Here is a 19080-nt window from a genome sequence, read left to right on the forward strand (position 1 = left end):
GCTGCTGTCGAAGTACGACTTCCCGGGCGACGACACGCCGATCGTGAAGGGTTCGGCGAAGCTGGCGCTGGAAGGCGACAAGGGCGAGCTGGGCGAGGTGGCGATCATGAACCTGGCCGACGCGCTGGACACGTACATCCCGACGCCGGAGCGCGCGGTGGATGGCGCGTTCCTGATGCCGGTGGAAGACGTGTTCTCGATCTCGGGTCGCGGCACGGTGGTGACGGGTCGTGTGGAGCGTGGCGTCGTGAAGGTCGGCGAGGAAATCGAGATCGTCGGTATCAAGGCGACGGCGAAGACGACCTGCACGGGCGTGGAAATGTTCCGCAAGCTGCTCGATCAGGGTCAGGCGGGCGACAACGTGGGTATCCTGCTGCGCGGCACGAAGCGTGAAGACGTGGAGCGTGGCCAGGTGCTGGCCAAGCCGGGTTCGATCACGCCGCACACGCACTTCACGGCTGAAGTGTACGTGCTGAGCAAGGACGAAGGCGGCCGTCACACGCCGTTCTTCAACAACTACCGTCCGCAGTTCTACTTCCGTACGACGGACGTGACGGGCTCGATCGAGCTGCCGAAGGACAAGGAAATGGTGATGCCGGGCGACAACGTGTCGATCACGGTGAAGCTGATCGCCCCGATCGCCATGGAAGAAGGTCTGCGTTTCGCCATCCGTGAAGGCGGTCGTACCGTCGGCGCAGGTGTCGTCGCCAAGATCATCGAGTAAGCCAGCTAGTTCTCGTTGATCGGTTGTTTCGGGGTTGGCGATTGCGTCAACCCCTCATGGTTTAGGGGTATAGCTCAACTGGCAGAGCGTCGGTCTCCAAAACCGAAGGTTGGGGGTTCGATTCCCTCTGCCCCTGCCAACTTTGCGTCTTCTGTGGCGCTGCTTAGAGTGTTATGGCGAATCCATCCATCGAAACTGTAAATACTTCTGGTGACAAGCTGCTGCTCGTCGTCGGCGTATTGTTGGTCGTGGCCGGATTCGTGGGGTTCTTCTGGCTAAGTGGCCAGGAATGGTACGTCCGCGGGGCAGCTCTGGCTGTCGGTGTGATTGCGGGTGTTGCCGTCGGTCTTCTCTCCGCGCCCGGCAAGGGATTCATTGCTTTCTCCAAAGATTCCTACAAGGAAGTGCGCAAGGTCGTATGGCCGACGCGCAAGGAAGCGAGCCAGACGACGCTTGTGGTGTTCGCATTTGTGTTCATCATGGCGTTGCTTCTGTGGATCAGCGATAAGTCCATCGAGTGGGTAATCTTCTCGGTGATTCTGGGATGGAAATAATATGAGCGACACTCCGACATCCCCGAGCGGAAAGCGCTGGTACGTCGTGCACGCCTACTCCGGAATGGAGAAGAGCGTGCAACGTGCGCTTCAGGAGCGCATCGAGCGTGCAGGCATGCAGGATCAGTTCGGTCAGATCCTCGTTCCGACCGAAGAAGTGGTTGAAGTGAAGGGCGGGCACAAGTCGGTGACCGAGCGTCGTTTCTTCCCGGGCTATGTGCTCGTTGAGATGGAAATGACGGACGAAACGTGGCACCTGGTCAAGAACACGGCGAAGGTGACCGGATTCGTTGGCGGCGCGCGCAATCGCCCGAGCCCGATTTCCCCGCGGGAAGTCGAAAAAATCATGTCGCAGATGCAGGAAGGCGTGGAAAAGCCGCGCCCGAAGACCCTGTTCGAAGTCGGCGAGATGGTTCGCGTGAAGGACGGTCCGTTTACGGACTTCAACGGCAGCGTCGAAGAGGTGAATTACGAGAAATCGCGTGTTCGCGTTTCCGTCACGATCTTCGGCCGCGCGACGCCGGTGGAACTCGAATTCGGCCAGGTCGAAAAGCTGTAACCAGATTCAACGGGTTGTGCGGCGTGCACGGCCCGCCCTCGCGCTTACGGTCCGCGTTATGGCCGTTGAGGAGCGTCAGTAGCAGGTCATCGCGAAAGCGCGCTATCACTCACTCGAACGCTAACGCGTTCCAAAGAGGTTTTCAACATGGCAAAGAAAATCATCGGCTTTATCAAGCTGCAGATTCCTGCAGGTAAAGCCAATCCTTCGCCGCCTGTTGGCCCGGCACTGGGTCAGCGCGGTCTGAACATCATGGAGTTCTGCAAGGCGTTCAACGCGCAGACTCAAGCAATGGAACCGGGTCTGCCGGTTCCGGTCGTGATCACGGCCTTCGCCGACAAGAGCTTCACGTTCATTCTGAAGACGCCGCCGGCTACGGTTCTGATCAAGAAGGCAGCGAAGATCGATAAGGGCTCGAGCAAGCCCCACACCGACAAGGTCGGCAAGATCACGCGTGCCCAGGCAGAAGAAATCGCCAAGACGAAGATGCCGGATCTCACGGCAGCCGATCTGGACGCAGCGGTTCGCACGATCGCTGGCAGCGCCCGCTCGATGGGCATCACCGTGGAGGGCGTGTAAATGGCTAAGCTGTCCAAGCGTTTGCAGGCATTTGCAAACAAGGTCGATCGTCAAAAGCTGTACGCGATCGATGAAGCGCTGTCGCTGGTGAAGGAATGCGCGAGCGCGAAGTTCGACGAATCGATCGACGTGGCTGTCCAGCTCGGCATCGACGCAAAGAAGTCGGATCAGGTCGTTCGTGGTTCGGTGGTGCTGCCCGCGGGTACGGGTAAGTCGGTTCGCGTTGCTGTGTTCGCGCAAGGTGAAAAGGCTGAGCAAGCTCGTGCAGCTGGCGCCGACATCGTCGGCATGGAAGATCTCGCCGAGCAGGTCAAGGCCGGCAACCTGAACTTCGATATCGTGATCGCTTCGCCGGACACGATGCGCGTGGTCGGTACGCTGGGCCAGATCCTCGGTCCGCGTGGCCTGATGCCGAACCCGAAGGTCGGCACGGTGACGCCGGATGTGGCGACGGCCGTGAAGAACGCGAAGGCCGGTCAGGTGCAGTTCCGTGTCGACAAGGCCGGTATCATCCACGCGACCATCGGCCGTGCTTCGTTCGAACCGACCGCGCTGCGCACGAACCTGAACGCGCTGATCGACGCCCTGCAAAAGGCGAAGCCGGCGACGAGCAAGGGCGTGTACCTGCGCAAGGTTGCGCTGTCGAGCACGATGGGTGTCGGCGTTCGCGTCGACCAGACGTCGATCGCCGCGCAGTAAAGAATCTGTCGCCTCGGCTCGCGTGACGGGCGGAGGTGGCGTTAAAGGGCTTTGGGCGGTTGCGCGATCGCAGCGTGGATCATGCAACCGGTTGTCAAAGACCGTTGGCGGGAGTGCAGCAGTCAGGCATTGCCTTAATGCAGGCCAACGCAGATGGCGAACCCGAAAAGGTTTTGAAGTTTGGAAGCCGGTCGATGTCCGAATGCAGTACGGACAGCGGTCGACTGAAATACTCCTGACTGGTCGGACGCCGCTGTTGAACCCGGTGCACAAAGCAGTTGCAGCGTGCATCGAATCTGGAGGTTAACCGTGCCACTCAACAAAGAAGACAAGCAAGCCGTTGTTGCTGAGGTTTCCGCGCAGGTCGCGAAGGCCCAGACCATCGTGCTGGCTGAGTATCGTGGAATCGCGGTTGGCGATCTGACCAAGCTGCGCGCGAAAGCGCGTGAGCAGCAGGTTTACCTTCGCGTGTTGAAGAACACGCTGGCACGTCGTGCCGTCGAAGGTACCCCGTTTGCTCCGCTGGCAGAGCAAATGACTGGTCCTCTGATTTACGGCATCTCGGAAGATGCCATTGCTGCTGCGAAGGTCGTCAACGACTTCAGCAAGGGCAATGACAAGCTGGTTATCCGGGCTGGTTCGTATGAAGGCAACGTGATGGACAAGGCAGGCGTGCAAGCGCTGGCCAACATCCCGAGCCGTGAGGAACTGCTCTCCAAGCTGCTGTTCGTTATGCAGGCTCCTGTTTCCGGCTTCGCGCGTGCTCTGGCCGCGCTGGCTGAAAAGAAGCAGGGCGAAGCCGCCTAACGTACTTCAGTCGAGCGAAACAGGTCGCTGGCTGTATCCGAATTCAATCTAGGAGTATTTCAAATGGCAATCGCAAAAGAAGACATCCTCGAAGCCGTTGGCTCGATGTCGGTTCTGGAACTGAACGAACTGGTCAAGGCGTTCGAAGAAAAGTTCGGCGTGTCGGCTGCTGCTGTCGCAGTGGCGGGCCCGGCGGGCGCAGGCGGCGGCGGTGCAGCTGCTGCTGAAGAGCAAACCGAGTTCACGGTCAACCTGACGGAAGTCGGCGCGAACAAGGTGTCGGTCATTAAGGCTGTTCGTGAACTGACGGGTCTCGGCCTGAAGGAAGCGAAGGATCTGGTCGACGGTGCACCGAAGCCCGTGAAGGAAGCGGTGCCCAAGGCTGCGGCTGAAGAAGCGAAGAAGAAGCTTGAAGAAGCCGGCGCGAAGGCTGAAATCAAGTAAGTTTCAGCGCGCTGTGGGAAGGCTGGCGGTTTTTCACCGCCGGCCTTTTTGTGCTTTGTGGGAACCACGTTTTTGCGCCGGTTGGATCGGTCAAAACGTTGTCCCAGAGGCCAAAGAAAACCGCCCATCGGTAATGCCGACCGGCGATTCTCTTTGTCTTCTGAAGCGACTGCAGAAGGCAAGTTTGGTCGGGTAGCGGGCAACACAGGCATCCGCTGCCGTCAGCCAGCGGTTGGTAGCGGCCAACCACCAAGCTTCTAAGGCTCGTTCAAGCCATCGCATCGGACGGCCATCGGGTCTCAGTCGGTGAACACTCGGGTAGCAGGTCGAGCACTCCTGCCTCGACATGCCCGCCGTGATTCGGAGATCGTATGCAATATTCCTTCACCGAGAAGAAGCGTATTCGCAAGAGTTTCGCGAAACGCCCCATCGTTCACCAAGTACCTTTCCTGCTGGCTACCCAGCTTGAATCATTCAGTACGTTTCTGCAAGCCGACGTAACGGCCACGCAACGCAAGCCTGAAGGCCTGCAGGCGGCGTTCACGTCTGTTTTCCCCATCGTCTCGCACAACGGTTTCGCGCGTCTCGAGTTCGTCAGCTACATGCTGTCGCCGCCGGCGTTCAACATCAAGGAATGTCAGCAGCGCGGCCTGACGTACTGCTCCGCGTTGCGCGCCAAGGTGCGTCTCGTTCTGCTCGACAAGGAATCGCCGAGCAAGCCGGTCGTCAAGGAAGTGAAGGAGCAGGAAGTGTACATGGGCGAAATTCCGCTCATGACGCCGACGGGCTCGTTCGTCATCAACGGCACCGAGCGTGTGATCGTCTCGCAGCTGCACCGTTCGCCGGGTGTGTTCTTCGAACACGACAAGGGCAAGACCCACAGCTCGGGCAAACTGCTGTTCTCCGCGCGGATCATTCCGTACCGCGGTTCGTGGCTCGACTTCGAATTCGACCCGAAGGACGTGCTGTACTTCCGCGTTGACCGTCGCCGCAAGATGCCGGTTACGATCCTGCTGAAGGCGATCGGCCTGACGCCGGAACAGATCCTCGCGAACTTCTTCGTGTTCGACAACTTTGCGCTGATGCCGGAAGGCGCGCAGATGGAGTTCGTGCCGGAGCGTCTGCGCGGTGAAGTCGCGCGTTTCGACATTTCGGATCGCGATGGCAACGTCATCGTACAGAAGGACAAGCGGATTAACGCGAAGCACATTCGCGACCTCGACAACGCGAAGACGAAATTCATTTCGGTCCCCGAAGATTATCTGCTCGGCCGCGTGCTCGCGAAGAACGTCGTCGACGGTGAAACGGGTGAAGTGATCGCGAGCGCGAATGACGAGGTCACGGAAGGCGTGCTCGACAAGCTGCGCGAAGCGAAGATCAAGGACATCCAGACGCTCTATACGAACGATCTGGATCAGGGTCCGTACATCTCGTCGACGCTGCGTATCGATGAAACGGCTGACAGGACCGCGGCCCGCATCGCGATTTACCGCATGATGCGTCCGGGCGAACCGCCGACGGAAGAAGCCGTCGAGGCGCTGTTCAATCGACTGTTCTACAGCGAAGACGCGTACGACCTCTCGAAGGTGGGTCGTATGAAGTTCAACCGTCGTGTCGGCCGCGACGAGATCGTCGGCCCGATGACGCTGCAGGACGACGACATCCTCGCGACCATCAAGATCCTCGTGGATCTGCGCAACGGCAAGGGCGAAGTGGACGACATCGACCACCTCGGCAACCGTCGTGTGCGTTGCGTCGGCGAACTGGCGGAGAACCAGTTCCGCGCCGGTCTCGTGCGTGTGGAGCGCGCAGTCAAGGAACGCCTCGGCCAGGCCGAGAGCGAAAACCTGATGCCGCACGACCTGATCAACTCGAAGCCGATTTCGTCGGCGATCCGCGAGTTCTTCGGTTCGTCGCAGCTGTCGCAGTTCATGGACCAGACCAACCCGCTGTCGGAAATCACGCACAAGCGCCGTGTTTCCGCACTGGGCCCGGGCGGTCTGACGCGTGAGCGCGCGGGCTTCGAAGTGCGTGATGTGCACCCGACCCACTACGGCCGAGTGTGCCCGATCGAAACGCCTGAAGGTCCGAACATCGGCCTGATCAACTCGCTCGCACTGTACGCGCACCTGAACGAATACGGCTTCCTTGAAACGCCGTATCGCAAGGTCGTGGACAGCAAGGTGACCGATCAGATCGACTACCTGTCGGCGATCGAAGAAGGCCGCTACGTGATCGCGCAGGCTAACGCCGCCGTGGCCGACGACGGTACGCTCACCGACGAACTGGTGTCGTCGCGTGAAGCGGGCGAAACGCTGATGGTCACGCCGGACCGCATCCAGTACATGGACGTGGCGCCGTCGCAGATCGTGTCGGTGGCAGCATCGCTGATTCCGTTCCTCGAGCACGACGACGCGAACCGCGCATTGATGGGTTCGAACATGCAGCGTCAGGCTGTGCCGTGTCTGCGTCCTGAAAAGGCCGTGGTTGGCACGGGCATCGAGCGCACCGTGGCGGTCGACTCGGGTACGACGGTTCAGGCGTTCCGCGGTGGTGTGGTCGATTATGTCGACGCAGGCCGTATGGTGATCCGCGTGAACGACGACGAAGCTGCTGCTGGCGACGTCGGCGTGGACATCTACAACCTGATCAAGTACACGCGTTCGAACCAGAACACGAACATCAACCAGCGTCCGATCGTGAAGGTCGGCGATATCGTGTCGCGCGGCGACGTGCTGGCTGATGGCGCATCGACGGACCTCGGCGAACTGGCGCTGGGTCAGAACATGCTGGTCGCGTTCATGCCGTGGAACGGCTACAACTTCGAAGACTCGATCCTGATCTCGGAAAAGGTCGTGGCCGACGATCGTTACACGTCGATCCACATCGAAGAACTGAACGTCGTGGCTCGCGACACGAAGCTCGGACCGGAAGAAATCACGCGCGATATTTCGAACCTCGCGGAAGTGCAGCTTGGCCGTCTCGACGAGTCGGGCATCGTGTACATCGGCGCGGAAGTCGAAGCAGGCGACGTGCTGGTCGGCAAGGTCACGCCGAAGGGCGAAACCCAGCTGACGCCGGAAGAAAAGCTGCTGCGCGCGATCTTCGGCGAGAAGGCATCGGACGTGAAGGACACGTCGCTGCGCGTGCCGTCGGGCATGAGCGGCACCGTGATCGATGTGCAGGTGTTCACGCGTGAAGGCATCCAGCGCGACAAGCGCGCGCAACAGATCATCGACGATGAACTGAAGCGCTATCGCCTCGACCTGAACGACCAGCTGCGTATCGTGGAAGGCGACGCGTTCCAGCGTCTCGCGCGCATGCTCGACGGCAAGGTCGCGAACGGCGGCCCGAAGAAGCTCGCGAAGGGTACGAAGATCGAACAGGCTTACCTGGAAGATCTCGACCACTACCACTGGTTCGACATCCGCCTCGCGGACGAAGAAGCAGCGGCGCAGCTCGAAGCGATCAAGGACTCGATCGAACAGAAGCGTCACCAGTTCGATCTCGCGTTCGAAGAGAAGCGCAAGAAGCTCACGCAGGGCGACGAACTGCCGCCGGGCGTGCTGAAGATGGTCAAGGTGTACCTCGCCGTGAAGCGTCGTCTGCAGCCTGGCGACAAGATGGCAGGCCGTCACGGTAACAAGGGTGTCGTGTCGAAGATCGTGCCGATCGAAGACATGCCGTACATGGCCGATGGCCGTCCGGCCGACGTCGTGCTGAACCCGCTCGGCGTGCCGTCGCGGATGAACGTGGGTCAGGTGCTCGAAGTGCATCTGGGCTGGGCCGCGAAGGGTCTCGGCTGGCGCATCGGCGAAATGCTGCAGCGTCAGACGAAGGTCGAAGAGCTGCGCAGGTTCCTGACGAAGATCTACAACGAGTCGGGTCGTGCGGAAGAGCTCGATACCTTCTCGGACGACGACATCGTCGAACTGGCGAAGAACCTGCGCGAAGGTGTGCCGTTCGCGACGCCGGTGTTCGACGGCGCGACGGAAGAGGAAATGTCGGCGATGCTGGATCTGGCGTTCCCGGACGACATCGCGCAGAACCTCGGCATGACGAAGTCGAAGAACCAGGTGCGTCTGTACGACGGCCGCACGGGTGAAGCGTTCGAGCGCACGGTGACAGTGGGCTACATGCACTACCTGAAGCTGCACCACCTGGTCGACGACAAGATGCACGCCCGTTCGACCGGCCCGTACTCGCTCGTCACGCAGCAGCCGCTGGGTGGCAAGGCGCAGTTCGGTGGCCAGCGTTTCGGTGAAATGGAAGTGTGGGCACTTGAAGCTTATGGCGCGTCGTATGTGCTGCAGGAAATGTTGACGGTGAAGTCGGACGACGTGACCGGCCGGACCAAGGTGTACGAAAACCTGGTCAAGGGCGATCACGTGATCGATGCAGGCATGCCGGAGTCCTTCAACGTGCTGGTGAAGGAAATCCGCTCGCTCGGTATCGATATCGACCTCGACCGCAACTAATCGGACTACGGAGAGAAGGCAATGAAAGCTCTGCTCGATCTATTCAAGCAAGTCCAACAAGAAGAAGTTTTCGACGCGATCAAGATCGGTCTGGCCTCGCCGGACAAGATCCGTTCGTGGTCGTTCGGCGAAGTGAAGAAGCCGGAAACCATCAACTACCGCACGTTCAAGCCGGAGCGGGATGGCCTGTTCTGCGCGAAGATCTTCGGGCCGATCAAGGACTACGAGTGCCTGTGCGGCAAGTACAAGCGCCTGAAGCACCGCGGCGTGATCTGCGAGAAGTGCGGCGTCGAAGTGACGCTGGCGAAGGTGCGCCGCGAGCGCATGGGCCACATCGAACTGGCTTCGCCGGTTGCGCACATCTGGTTCCTGAAGTCGCTGCCGTCGCGTCTGGGCATGGTGCTCGACATGACGCTGCGCGACATCGAGCGCGTGCTGTACTTCGAAGCATACGTGGTGATCGATCCGGGCATGACGCCGCTGAAAGCGCGGCAGATCATGACGGAAGAGGATTACTACAACAAGGTCGAAGAGTACGGTGACGAATTCCGTGCCGAAATGGGCGCGGAGGGCGTGCGCGAACTGCTGCGCGCGATCAACATCGACGAGCAGGTCGAGACGCTGCGCACGGAGCTGAAGAACACCGGTTCCGAAGCGAAGATCAAGAAGTACGCGAAGCGCCTGAAGGTGCTCGAGGCCTTCCAGCGTTCGGGCATCAAGCCGGACTGGATGGTGCTCGAAGTGCTGCCGGTGCTGCCGCCGGAACTGCGTCCGCTCGTGCCGCTGGATGGCGGCCGTTTCGCGACGTCGGACCTGAACGACCTGTACCGCCGCGTGATCAACCGTAACAACCGGTTGAAGCGCCTGCTCGAGCTGAAGGCGCCGGAAATCATCGTCCGCAACGAAAAGCGGATGCTGCAGGAGGCCGTCGATTCGCTGCTCGACAACGGTCGTCGCGGCAAGGCGATGACGGGCGCGAACAAGCGTCCGCTGAAGTCGCTCGCCGACATGATCAAGGGCAAGGGCGGTCGTTTCCGTCAGAACCTGCTCGGTAAGCGCGTCGACTACTCGGGCCGTTCGGTCATCGTGGTCGGCCCGACGCTGAAGCTGCATCAGTGCGGTCTGCCGAAGCTGATGGCGCTCGAACTCTTCAAGCCGTTCATCTTCAACAAGCTGGAAACGATGGGCGTCGCGACGACCATCAAGGCCGCGAAGAAGGAAGTCGAGAACCAGACGCCGGTGGTGTGGGACATCCTCGAAGAGGTGATCCGCGAGCACCCGGTGATGCTGAACCGTGCGCCGACGCTGCACCGTCTGGGCATCCAGGCGTTCGAGCCGGTGCTGATCGAAGGCAAGGCAATCCAGCTGCACCCGCTGGTGTGCGCGGCGTTCAACGCCGACTTCGACGGCGACCAGATGGCCGTTCACGTTCCGCTGTCGCTCGAAGCGCAGATGGAAGCGCGTACGCTCATGCTCGCGTCGAACAACGTGCTGTTTCCGGCAAACGGCGATCCGTCGATCGTGCCGTCGCAGGATATCGTGCTCGGCCTGTACTACGCGACGCGTGAAGCGGTGAACGCGAAGGGCGAAGGCCTGTCGTTCACGGGCGTGTCCGAAGTGCTGCGTGCGTACGAGAACAAGGAAGTCGAGCTCGCATCGCGCGTCAATGTGCGGATCACCGAAATGGTCCGCAACGAAGACACGTCGGAAGGTGCGCCGCAGTTCGTGCCGAAGATCTCGCTGTACGCGACGACGGTCGGCCGCGCGATCCTGTCGGAAATCCTGCCGCCGGGTCTGCCGTTCACGGTGCTGAACAAGCCGCTGAAGAAGAAGGAAATCTCGCGTCTGATCAACACCGCGTTCCGCAAGTGCGGTCTGCGCGAAACGGTGATCTTCGCGGACCAGCTGATGCAGTCGGGCTTCCGCCTCGCAACGCGCGCCGGCATTTCGATCTGCGTGGACGACATGCTCGTGCCGCCGCAGAAGGAAACCATCGTCGGCGACGCCGCGAAGAAGGTGAAGGAATACGACCGTCAGTACATGTCGGGTCTCGTCACCGCGCAGGAACGCTACAACAACGTGGTCGACATCTGGTCGGCGACGTCGGAAGCGGTCGGCAAGGCGATGATGGAGCAGCTGTCGACGGAGCCGGTGGTCGATCGCGACGGCAACGAAACGCGTCAGGAGTCGTTCAACTCCATCTACATGATGGCCGACTCGGGTGCGCGTGGTTCCGCGGTGCAGATTCGTCAGCTCGCCGGTATGCGCGGCCTGATGGCGAAGCCGGACGGCTCGATCATCGAAACGCCGATTACCGCGAACTTCCGCGAAGGTCTGAACGTGTTGCAGTACTTCATCTCGACCCACGGTGCACGTAAGGGTCTGGCTGATACGGCACTGAAGACTGCGAACTCGGGTTACCTGACGCGTCGTCTCGTCGACGTGACGCAGGATCTGGTCGTGGTGGAAGACGATTGCGGTACGTCGAACGGTGTCGCGATGAAGGCGCTGGTCGAAGGCGGTGAAGTCGTCGAAGCGCTGCGCGACCGGATTCTCGGCCGCGTCGCGGTGGCGGACGTCGTCAATCCGGAAACGCAGGAAACGCTGTACGAATCGGGCACGCTGCTCGACGAAACGGCGGTCGAAGACATCGAACGCCTCGGCATCGACGAAGTGCGCGTGCGTACGCCGCTCACCTGCGAAACGCGTTACGGCCTGTGCGCAGCGTGCTATGGCCGCGACCTCGGCCGCGGCTCGCTCGTGAACGTCGGCGAAGCGGTTGGCGTGATCGCAGCGCAGTCGATCGGTGAGCCGGGCACGCAGCTGACGATGCGTACGTTCCACATCGGTGGTGCGGCATCGCGTGCGGCAGTGGCTTCGTCGGTCGAAGCGAAGAGCAACGGTACGGTCCGCTTCACGGCGACGATGCGTTACGTGACGAATGCGAAGGGCGAGCAGATCGTCATTTCGCGTTCGGGCGAAGCGATCATCGCCGACGATCACGGCCGCGAGCGCGAGCGTCACAAGGTGCCGTACGGCGCGACGCTGCTGCAGCTCGACGGTGCGCAGATCAAGGCCGGCACGCAGCTCGCCACGTGGGATCCGATGACGCGTCCGATCATCACCGAGTACGGCGGTACGGTGAAGTTCGAAAACGTCGAGGAAGGCGTGACGGTCGCGAAGCAGATCGACGACGTGACGGGTCTGTCGACCCTCGTCGTGATCGACGTGAAGCGCCGTGGCTCGCAAGCTTCGAAGAGCGTGCGTCCGCAGGTGAAACTGCTCGACGCAAGCGGCGACGAAGTGAAGATTCCGAACACGGAACACGCAGTGCAGATCGGCTTCCAGGTCGGCGCACTGATCACCGTGAAGGACGGCCAGCAGGTGCAGGTGGGTGAAGTACTCGCACGTATCCCGACCGAAGCGCAGAAGACGCGTGACATTACCGGCGGTCTGCCGCGTGTCGCGGAACTGTTCGAAGCGCGTTCGCCGAAGGACGCCGGCATTCTTGCGGAAGTCACCGGTACGACGTCGTTCGGTAAGGACACGAAGGGCAAGCAGCGTCTTGTTATCACGGACCTCGAGGGCAATCAGCACGAGTTCCTGATCGCAAAGGAAAAGCAGGTTCTGGTGCACGATGCTCAGGTCGTCAACAAGGGCGAAATGATCGTGGACGGTCCGGCGGATCCGCACGACATCCTGCGTCTGCAGGGTATCGAGGCGCTGTCGCGCTACATCGTCGACGAAGTGCAGGACGTGTACCGTCTGCAGGGCGTGAAGATCAACGACAAGCACATCGAAGTCATCGTGCGTCAGATGCTGCGCCGCGTGCAGATCACCGACAACGGCGATACGCGTTTCATCCCTGGCGAACAGGTCGAGCGGTCGGACATGCTCGACGAAAACGACAAGATGAACGCGGAAGACAAGCGCCCGGCAACGTACGAGAACGTGCTGCTCGGTATCACGAAGGCGTCGCTGTCGACCGACTCGTTCATCTCGGCCGCATCGTTCCAGGAAACGACGCGCGTGCTGACCGAGGCGGCGATCATGGGCAAGCGCGACGATCTGCGTGGCCTGAAGGAAAACGTGATCGTCGGTCGTCTGATTCCGGCCGGTACCGGCCTTGCGTTCCACAAGGCGCGCAAGAGCAAGGAAACGTCGGATCGCGAGCGTTTCGACCAGATCGCTGCGGAAGAAGCGTTCGATTTCGGTACGCCGGAAACGCCCGCTGCGGAGCAGCAGTCGCACAGCAACGAGTAAGGCCGCGCGGCGCAAGCCGCGCTGCAGTGCCCAGCACGACGGCCGGGTAGTCGACCGGCCGATCAGAAAACCGTCCGATGCGAATCGGGCGGTTTTTTTTCGTCCGCTTTCCGGCATGAATCCGTTTTTCATCGGCCGGATGGTCAACGTTCGTCCAGGCCCCTGGGCAATCCGCGTTGCGTTGGTAAAATTCATGCGCGTGCCGCGTTTGTTCCCGCGGACGAAGTTCTAAAATCGCCAGTTATCCCGTTTCGCCCCGTTTCCAGTCGAATTCATGTCCCGTGCCCTCGAAGTTCTCAACGAAGTATTCGGTTATCCCGCGTTTCGGGGGCAGCAGGGCGACATCGTCGAGCACGTAGCCGCCGGCGGCGACTCGCTGGTGCTGATGCCGACGGGCGGCGGCAAGTCGCTGTGCTACCAGATTCCGTCGCTCGTGCGGCGCGAGCGAGGGCTCGGCGCCGGCATCGTGGTGTCGCCGCTGATCGCGCTGATGCAGGATCAGGTCGCCGCGCTGACCGAAGTCGGTGTGCGCGCCGCGTATCTGAACTCCACGTTGAGCGGCGCCGAAGCGGCGGCGATCGAGCGCTCACTGCGCAACGACGAAATCGATCTGCTCTACGTCGCGCCTGAGCGGCTGATGACGCCGCGCTTCCTCGAGCTCCTCGAACGCGTGAAGATCAACCTCTTCGCGATCGACGAGGCGCACTGCGTGTCGCAATGGGGTCATGACTTCAGGCCCGAATACATCCAGCTGTCGGTGCTGCACGAGCGTTTTCCGTCCGTGCCGCGCATTGCGCTCACCGCGACCGCGGATGCGATCACCCGCGAGGAGATCGTCCACCGGCTCGCGCTCGACGACGCGCAGATCTTCGTGTCGAGTTTCGACCGGCCGAATATCCGCTATCGCATCGTCGAAAAGGACAACGCCCGCTCCCAGCTGCTCGACTTCATTCGCGCCGAGCATACGCGTGCCGACGGCACGACGGATGCGGGCATCGTGTACTGTCTGTCGCGCCGCAAGGTCGAGGAAACAGCCGAGTGGCTGAAGGGGCAGGGCATCCGCGCGCTGCCTTATCACGCAGGCATGGAGTTTGGCGTGCGTCAGGAACATCAGGAGAGGTTCCAGCGCGAAGAGGGCGTCGTGATGTGCGCGACGATCGCGTTCGGTATGGGCATCGACAAGCCTGACGTGCGCTTCGTCGCGCATCTGGATCTGCCGAAGAGCGTCGAAGGCTACTACCAGGAAACCGGCCGCGCCGGCCGCGACGGTTTGCCCGCGAACGCGTGGATGGCCTACGGGCTCGGCGACGTCGTGCAGCAGCGCAAGATGATCGACGAGTCCGAGGCCGACGATGTGCACAAGCGTGTGCAGACCGGCAAGCTCGACGCGCTGCTCGGGCTGTGCGAGACGGCATCGTGCCGCCGCGTGCGGCTGCTCGCGTACTTCGGCGAGGAAGGCAGGCCGTGCGGCAACTGCGATACCTGCCTCGAGCCGCCGGCGACATGGGATGCGACGCGCGAGACGCAGATGGCGCTGTCGTGCGTCTTCCGCGCGCAGCGTGCGAGCGGATTCAACTTCGGCGCCGGGCATCTGATCGACATCCTGCGTGGGAGCAGCAACGAAAAGATCCTCCAGCGCGGCCACGAGAAGCTCAGCACTTTCGGTATCGGCGCTGCGCTCTCGGAGCCCGAATGGCGGGCGATTTTCCGGCAGCTCGTCGCGTTCGGGCTGCTGGCCGTCGACCACGAGGGATTCGGATCGCTGGTGCTGACCGAAGCGAGCAAGCCCGTGCTCAAAGGCGGGCAGAGCATCACGATGCGGCGCTACGTGAAGCCCGCGCGGACGCGTCAGTCTTCGGGCCGCACCAGCGAGCGCGCCGACCCGACAGCCGGTATGAGCCCCCGCGAACGGGCGCGCTGGGACCGCCTGCGCGCGTGGCGCACGGAAACGGCGAAGCACGATGGTGTGCCCGCCTACGTGATCTTCCACGATGCGACGCTTGCGGAGATCGCCCGCGGCGCGCCGGATTCGCTCGACGATCTGCGCCATATCCCGGGAATGGGCGCCCGCAAACTCGATCGTTTCGGCGACGAGATTCTGGAGGTGGTGGGCGCGGAGTAAGCCTCCTCCGATTGCGCGTCGCGATCGTTTCCGGCGTCGGCTCCGGTGCAAGCTATTGACGCAGTTAGGTTTTCCGCACTATTATGCTGGGTTCCGGTTTCCGGGGTGTTTGCGCACGTCTTTTGTGGCTGCAAGCCTCCTGGGTCCCGGAACTCGATACGCCCCGTTTTCGCTTTGCCCGGAAATGGATGCGTCGATTTTGTTCAATTTCAGGAATAAACAATGCCAACCATCAATCAACTGGTTCGCAAAGGCCGCACGTCGGAAACGACGAAGAGCAAGTCGCCGGCCTTGCAGGACTGCCCCCAGCGTCGCGGCGTGTGCACCCGTGTGTACACGACGACGCCGAAGAAGCCGAACTCGGCACTGCGTAAGGTCGCCAAGGTTCGTTTGACGAACGGCTTCGAAGTCATTTCGTACATCGGTGGTGAAGGCCACAACCTGCAGGAACACTCGGTCGTGCTGATTCGCGGCGGCCGTGTGAAGGACTTGCCGGGTGTGCGTTACCACATGGTTCGCGGCTCGCTGGATACCCAGGGCGTCAAGGATCGTAAGCAGGCTCGCTCGAAGTACGGCGCGAAGCGTGCGAAGGCTGGCAAGTAATCGCCGGCTTGCTGTAGCAGTTCAGTGATTTCAGGTCGCCTGCAAAGGCGGTAATTGCGGTGGTGCCGGATTGGCCGGTGCTGTCGAGTAAGTGGTCACCCGACCGGGCTGGTAAGTCGTAACGGATGAATCGGGTTAGTTGGTGGCCGCGGGGCTCAAGCGAGCTCCAACTGAAAAGGTAAAGGAAGAAACATGCCGCGTCGTCGCGAAGTCCCCAAGCGGGAAGTGTTGCCGGATCCGAAGTTCGGTAACGTTGATGTTGCAAAATTCATGAACGTGCTGATGCTCTCCGGCAAGAAGTCGGTTGCCGAGCGCATCGTGTACGGCGCTTTCGAACAGATCCAGACCAAGGGTGGCAAGGACCCGCTGGAAGTGTTCACGGTGGCGCTCAACAACGTGAAGCCGGTGGTCGAAGTGAAGAGCCGTCGCGTTGGTGGTGCGAACTACCAGGTTCCGGTCGAAGTGCGTCCGTCGCGTCGTATGGCATTGGCGATGCGTTGGCTGCGTGAGGCTGCGAAGAAGCGCAGCGAGAAGTCCATGGCCCTGCGCCTGGCTGGTGAACTGTCCGAGGCCGCAGAAGGCCGCGGCGGCGCGATGAAGAAGCGCGACGAAGTGCACCGGATGGCGGAAGCCAACAAGGCGTTCTCGCATTTCCGTTTCTAAGCGTCCCGTCCAGGGTCGAACGGAAAGAAATTCCGGGCGGGTGCGCTTCCAGGCGCCTCGCCCGTTTGTGTTAGGGCGCTATGGGCTTTTCCCATACTGCCAATCCCCATAGAGGATCAAAGTGGCTCGCAAGACACCTATCGAGCGCTACCGCAACATCGGTATTAGCGCTCACATCGACGCCGGCAAAACGACGACGACCGAGCGCATTCTGTTTTACACCGGCGTGAACCACAAGATTGGTGAAGTGCACGACGGCGCTGCAACCATGGACTGGATGGAGCAGGAGCAGGAGCGCGGCATCACGATTACGTCCGCGGCGACCACGGCCTTCTGGAAGGGTATGGGTAACAACTACCCGGAACACCGCATCAACATCATCGACACCCCGGGGCACGTCGACTTCACGATCGAAGTGGAGCGTTCGATGCGCGTGCTCGACGGCGCGTGCATGGTGTACTGCGCGGTCGGCGGCGTGCAGCCGCAGTCGGAAACGGTGTGGCGCCAGGCGAACAAGTACAAGGTGCCGCGTCTTGCGTTCGTCAACAAGATGGACCGTACCGGGGCGAACTTCTTCAAGGTCTACGACCAGCTCAAGACCCGCCTGAAGGCGAACCCGGTGCCCGTCGTGGTGCCGATCGGCTCGGAAGAGTCGTTCAAGGGCGTCGTCGATCTGCTGAAGATGAAAGCGATCATTTGGGACGAAGAGTCGCAAGGCACGAAGTTCGACTACGTCGACATCCCGGCCGACCTCGTCGACACGTGCAACGAGTGGCGCGAGAAGATGATCGAGTCGGCTGCTGAAGCCAGCGAAGAGCTGATGGAAAAGTACCTCGGCGGCGAAGAGCTGACCGAAGCGGAAATCGTCAAGGCGATCCGCGACCGGACCATCGCGTGCGAAATCCAGCCGATGCTGTGTGGCACTGCGTTCAAGAACAAGGGCGTGCAGCGCATGCTCGACGCTGTGATCGACTTCCTGCCGTCGCCGGTGGATATCCCCCCGGTCACGGGCGAACTCGAAAACGGTGAGAAGACCGAACGCCGCGCAGCCGACGACGAAAAGTTCTCGGCCCTGGCATTCAAGATCATGACCGACCCGTTCGTCGGTCAGCTGATCTTCTTCCGCGTGTATTCGGGTGTGGTGAATTCGGGCGACACGGTGCTGAACGCGACGAAGGACAAGAAGGAACGTCTGGGTCGTATTCTTCAGATGCACGCCAACCAGCGCGAAGAAATCAAGGAAGTGCGCGCAGGCGACATCGCTGCCGCAGTCGGCCTGAAGGACGCAACGACCGGCGATACGCTGTGCGACCCGGCTTTCCCGATCGTGCTGGAACGCATGATTTTCCCGGAGCCGGTGATTTCGCAGGCAGTCGAGCCGAAGACGAAGCCCGACCAGGAAAAGATGGGCATCGCGCTCAATCGTCTCGCGCAGGAAGATCCGTCGTTCCGCGTTCAGACGGACGAAGAATCGGGCCAGACGATCATCTCGGGCATGGGCGAGCTGCACCTTGAAATTCTGGTCGACCGCATGAAGCGCGAATTCGGCGTGGAAGCCACCGTCGGCAAGCCGCAGGTTGCTTACCGCGAAACGATCCGTGCGAAGGCGGAAGACGTCGACGGCAAGTTCGTCAAGCAGTCGGGTGGTCGCGGCCAGTACGGCCATGCGGTCATCACGCTCGAGCCGAACGAGCAGGGCAAGGGCTACGAGTTCCTCGACGAGATCAAGGGCGGCGTGATTCCGCGCGAGTACATCCCGGCTGTCGACAAGGGCATCCAGGAAACGCTGAAGGCGGGCGTGCTCGCGGGCTTCCCGGTCGTCGACGTCAAGGTTCACCTGACGTTCGGTTCGTACCACGACGTCGACTCGAACGAAAATGCATTCCGCATGGCCGGTTCGATGGCGTTCAAGGAAGCGATGCGCAAGGCGAGCCCGGTCATCCTCGAGCCGATGATGGCCGTGGAAGTGGAAACGCCGGAAGACTACATGGGCAACGTGATGGGCGACCTGTCGGGTCGTCGCGGCATCGTGCAAGGCATGGACGACATGGTGGGCGGCGGCAAGATCGTGCGCGCCGAAGTGCCGCTGTCGGAAATGTTCGGCTACTCGACGTCGCTGCGTTCGCTCACGCAGGGCCGTGCAACGTATACGATGGAATTCAAGCATTACGCTGAAGCTCCGCGTAACGTTTCCGAAGCGATCATCAACGCGAAAGCGAAGTAATCGTTCGGCTGAGTCATTTCAGATCAACCTTTTTTGAAAGAAGAGAAACATGGCTAAGGGTAAATTCGAACGGACCAAGCCGCACGTGAACGTGGGCACGATCGGTCACGTTGACCACGGCAAGACCACGCTGACGGCGGCGATCACGACGGTGCTGACCGCGAAGTTCGGCGGCGAAGCGAAGGCGTACGACCAGATCGACGCGGCGCCGGAAGAAAAGGCGCGCGGCATCACGATCAACACGGCGCACGTGGAGTACGAGACGGCCAACCGTCACTACGCGCACGTTGACTGCCCGGGCCACGCCGACTACGTGAAGAACATGATCACGGGTGCAGCGCAGATGGACGGCGCGATCCTG

The 19080-nt window shown here is 61.2% G+C and carries 14 protein-coding genes and 1 tRNA gene; all 15 read left to right on the forward strand.

The window, feature by feature from the left end:
- A partial coding sequence (locus DVS29_RS35495; protein ID WP_240655968.1) for an EF-Tu C-terminal domain-related protein occupies positions 1–724 on the forward strand: 724 nt, incomplete at its 5' end.
- A 63-nt stretch (positions 725–787) separates the two neighbouring features.
- Positions 788–863 (forward strand) — tRNA-Trp (locus tag DVS29_RS35500).
- Between the two features lie 34 nt (positions 864–897).
- A complete protein-coding gene (secE, locus tag DVS29_RS35505) occupies positions 898–1278 on the forward strand; it encodes a preprotein translocase subunit SecE (RefSeq protein ID WP_118185820.1) in 381 nt (126 codons plus the stop codon).
- Between the two features lies 1 nt (position 1279).
- Complete coding sequence (gene nusG, locus DVS29_RS35510) at positions 1280–1837, forward strand: transcription termination/antitermination protein NusG (RefSeq protein WP_118185822.1); 558 nt, start codon at positions 1280–1282, stop codon at positions 1835–1837.
- A 147-nt stretch (positions 1838–1984) separates the two neighbouring features.
- On the forward strand, positions 1985–2416 hold the full coding sequence (rplK, locus tag DVS29_RS35515) for a 50S ribosomal protein L11 (RefSeq protein ID WP_118185824.1): 432 nt from the start codon (positions 1985–1987) through the stop codon (positions 2414–2416).
- Complete coding sequence (gene rplA / locus DVS29_RS35520; RefSeq protein ID WP_118185826.1) at positions 2417–3115, forward strand: 50S ribosomal protein L1; 699 nt, start codon at positions 2417–2419, stop codon at positions 3113–3115.
- A gap of 309 nt (positions 3116–3424) precedes the next feature.
- Positions 3425–3922: a 50S ribosomal protein L10 gene (gene rplJ / locus DVS29_RS35525; protein WP_118185828.1), complete on the forward strand. Its 498-nt coding sequence runs from the start codon at positions 3425–3427 to the stop codon at positions 3920–3922.
- Positions 3923–3985: 63 nt separating this feature from the next.
- The gene (rplL, locus tag DVS29_RS35530) at positions 3986–4366 is read left to right on the forward strand and encodes a 50S ribosomal protein L7/L12 (RefSeq protein WP_118185829.1); all 381 of its coding nucleotides are present in this window, start codon (positions 3986–3988) and stop codon (positions 4364–4366) included.
- 371 nt (positions 4367–4737) lie between these two features.
- Positions 4738–8844 carry a DNA-directed RNA polymerase subunit beta gene (gene rpoB / locus DVS29_RS35535; RefSeq protein WP_118185831.1) on the forward strand — a complete coding sequence of 1369 codons (4107 nt, stop codon included), beginning with the start codon at positions 4738–4740 and terminating at the stop codon, positions 8842–8844.
- A 21-nt stretch (positions 8845–8865) separates the two neighbouring features.
- Positions 8866–13107, forward strand: coding sequence for a DNA-directed RNA polymerase subunit beta' (gene rpoC, locus DVS29_RS35540; protein WP_118185833.1), 4242 nt, complete (start codon positions 8866–8868; stop codon positions 13105–13107).
- Between the two features lie 274 nt (positions 13108–13381).
- Positions 13382–15229, forward strand: coding sequence for a DNA helicase RecQ (recQ, locus tag DVS29_RS35545; RefSeq protein ID WP_118185835.1), 1848 nt, complete (start codon positions 13382–13384; stop codon positions 15227–15229).
- A gap of 222 nt (positions 15230–15451) precedes the next feature.
- On the forward strand, positions 15452–15832 hold the full coding sequence (gene rpsL, locus DVS29_RS35550; RefSeq protein WP_006053290.1) for a 30S ribosomal protein S12: 381 nt from the start codon (positions 15452–15454) through the stop codon (positions 15830–15832).
- Positions 15833–16024: 192 nt separating this feature from the next.
- Complete coding sequence (gene rpsG, locus DVS29_RS35555) at positions 16025–16495, forward strand: 30S ribosomal protein S7 (RefSeq protein WP_006053291.1); 471 nt, start codon at positions 16025–16027, stop codon at positions 16493–16495.
- A 121-nt stretch (positions 16496–16616) separates the two neighbouring features.
- Positions 16617–18719, forward strand: a complete 2103-nt coding sequence (gene fusA, locus DVS29_RS35560; protein WP_118185837.1) for an elongation factor G — start codon at positions 16617–16619, stop codon at positions 18717–18719.
- A gap of 49 nt (positions 18720–18768) precedes the next feature.
- Positions 18769–19080: GTP-binding protein (locus tag DVS29_RS35565; protein WP_240655969.1), on the forward strand; the 312-nt coding region annotated here is incomplete at its 3' end.

The organism is Paraburkholderia phosphatilytica, from assembly GCF_003443895.1.
GTDB lineage: Bacteria > Pseudomonadota > Gammaproteobacteria > Burkholderiales > Burkholderiaceae > Paraburkholderia > Paraburkholderia phosphatilytica.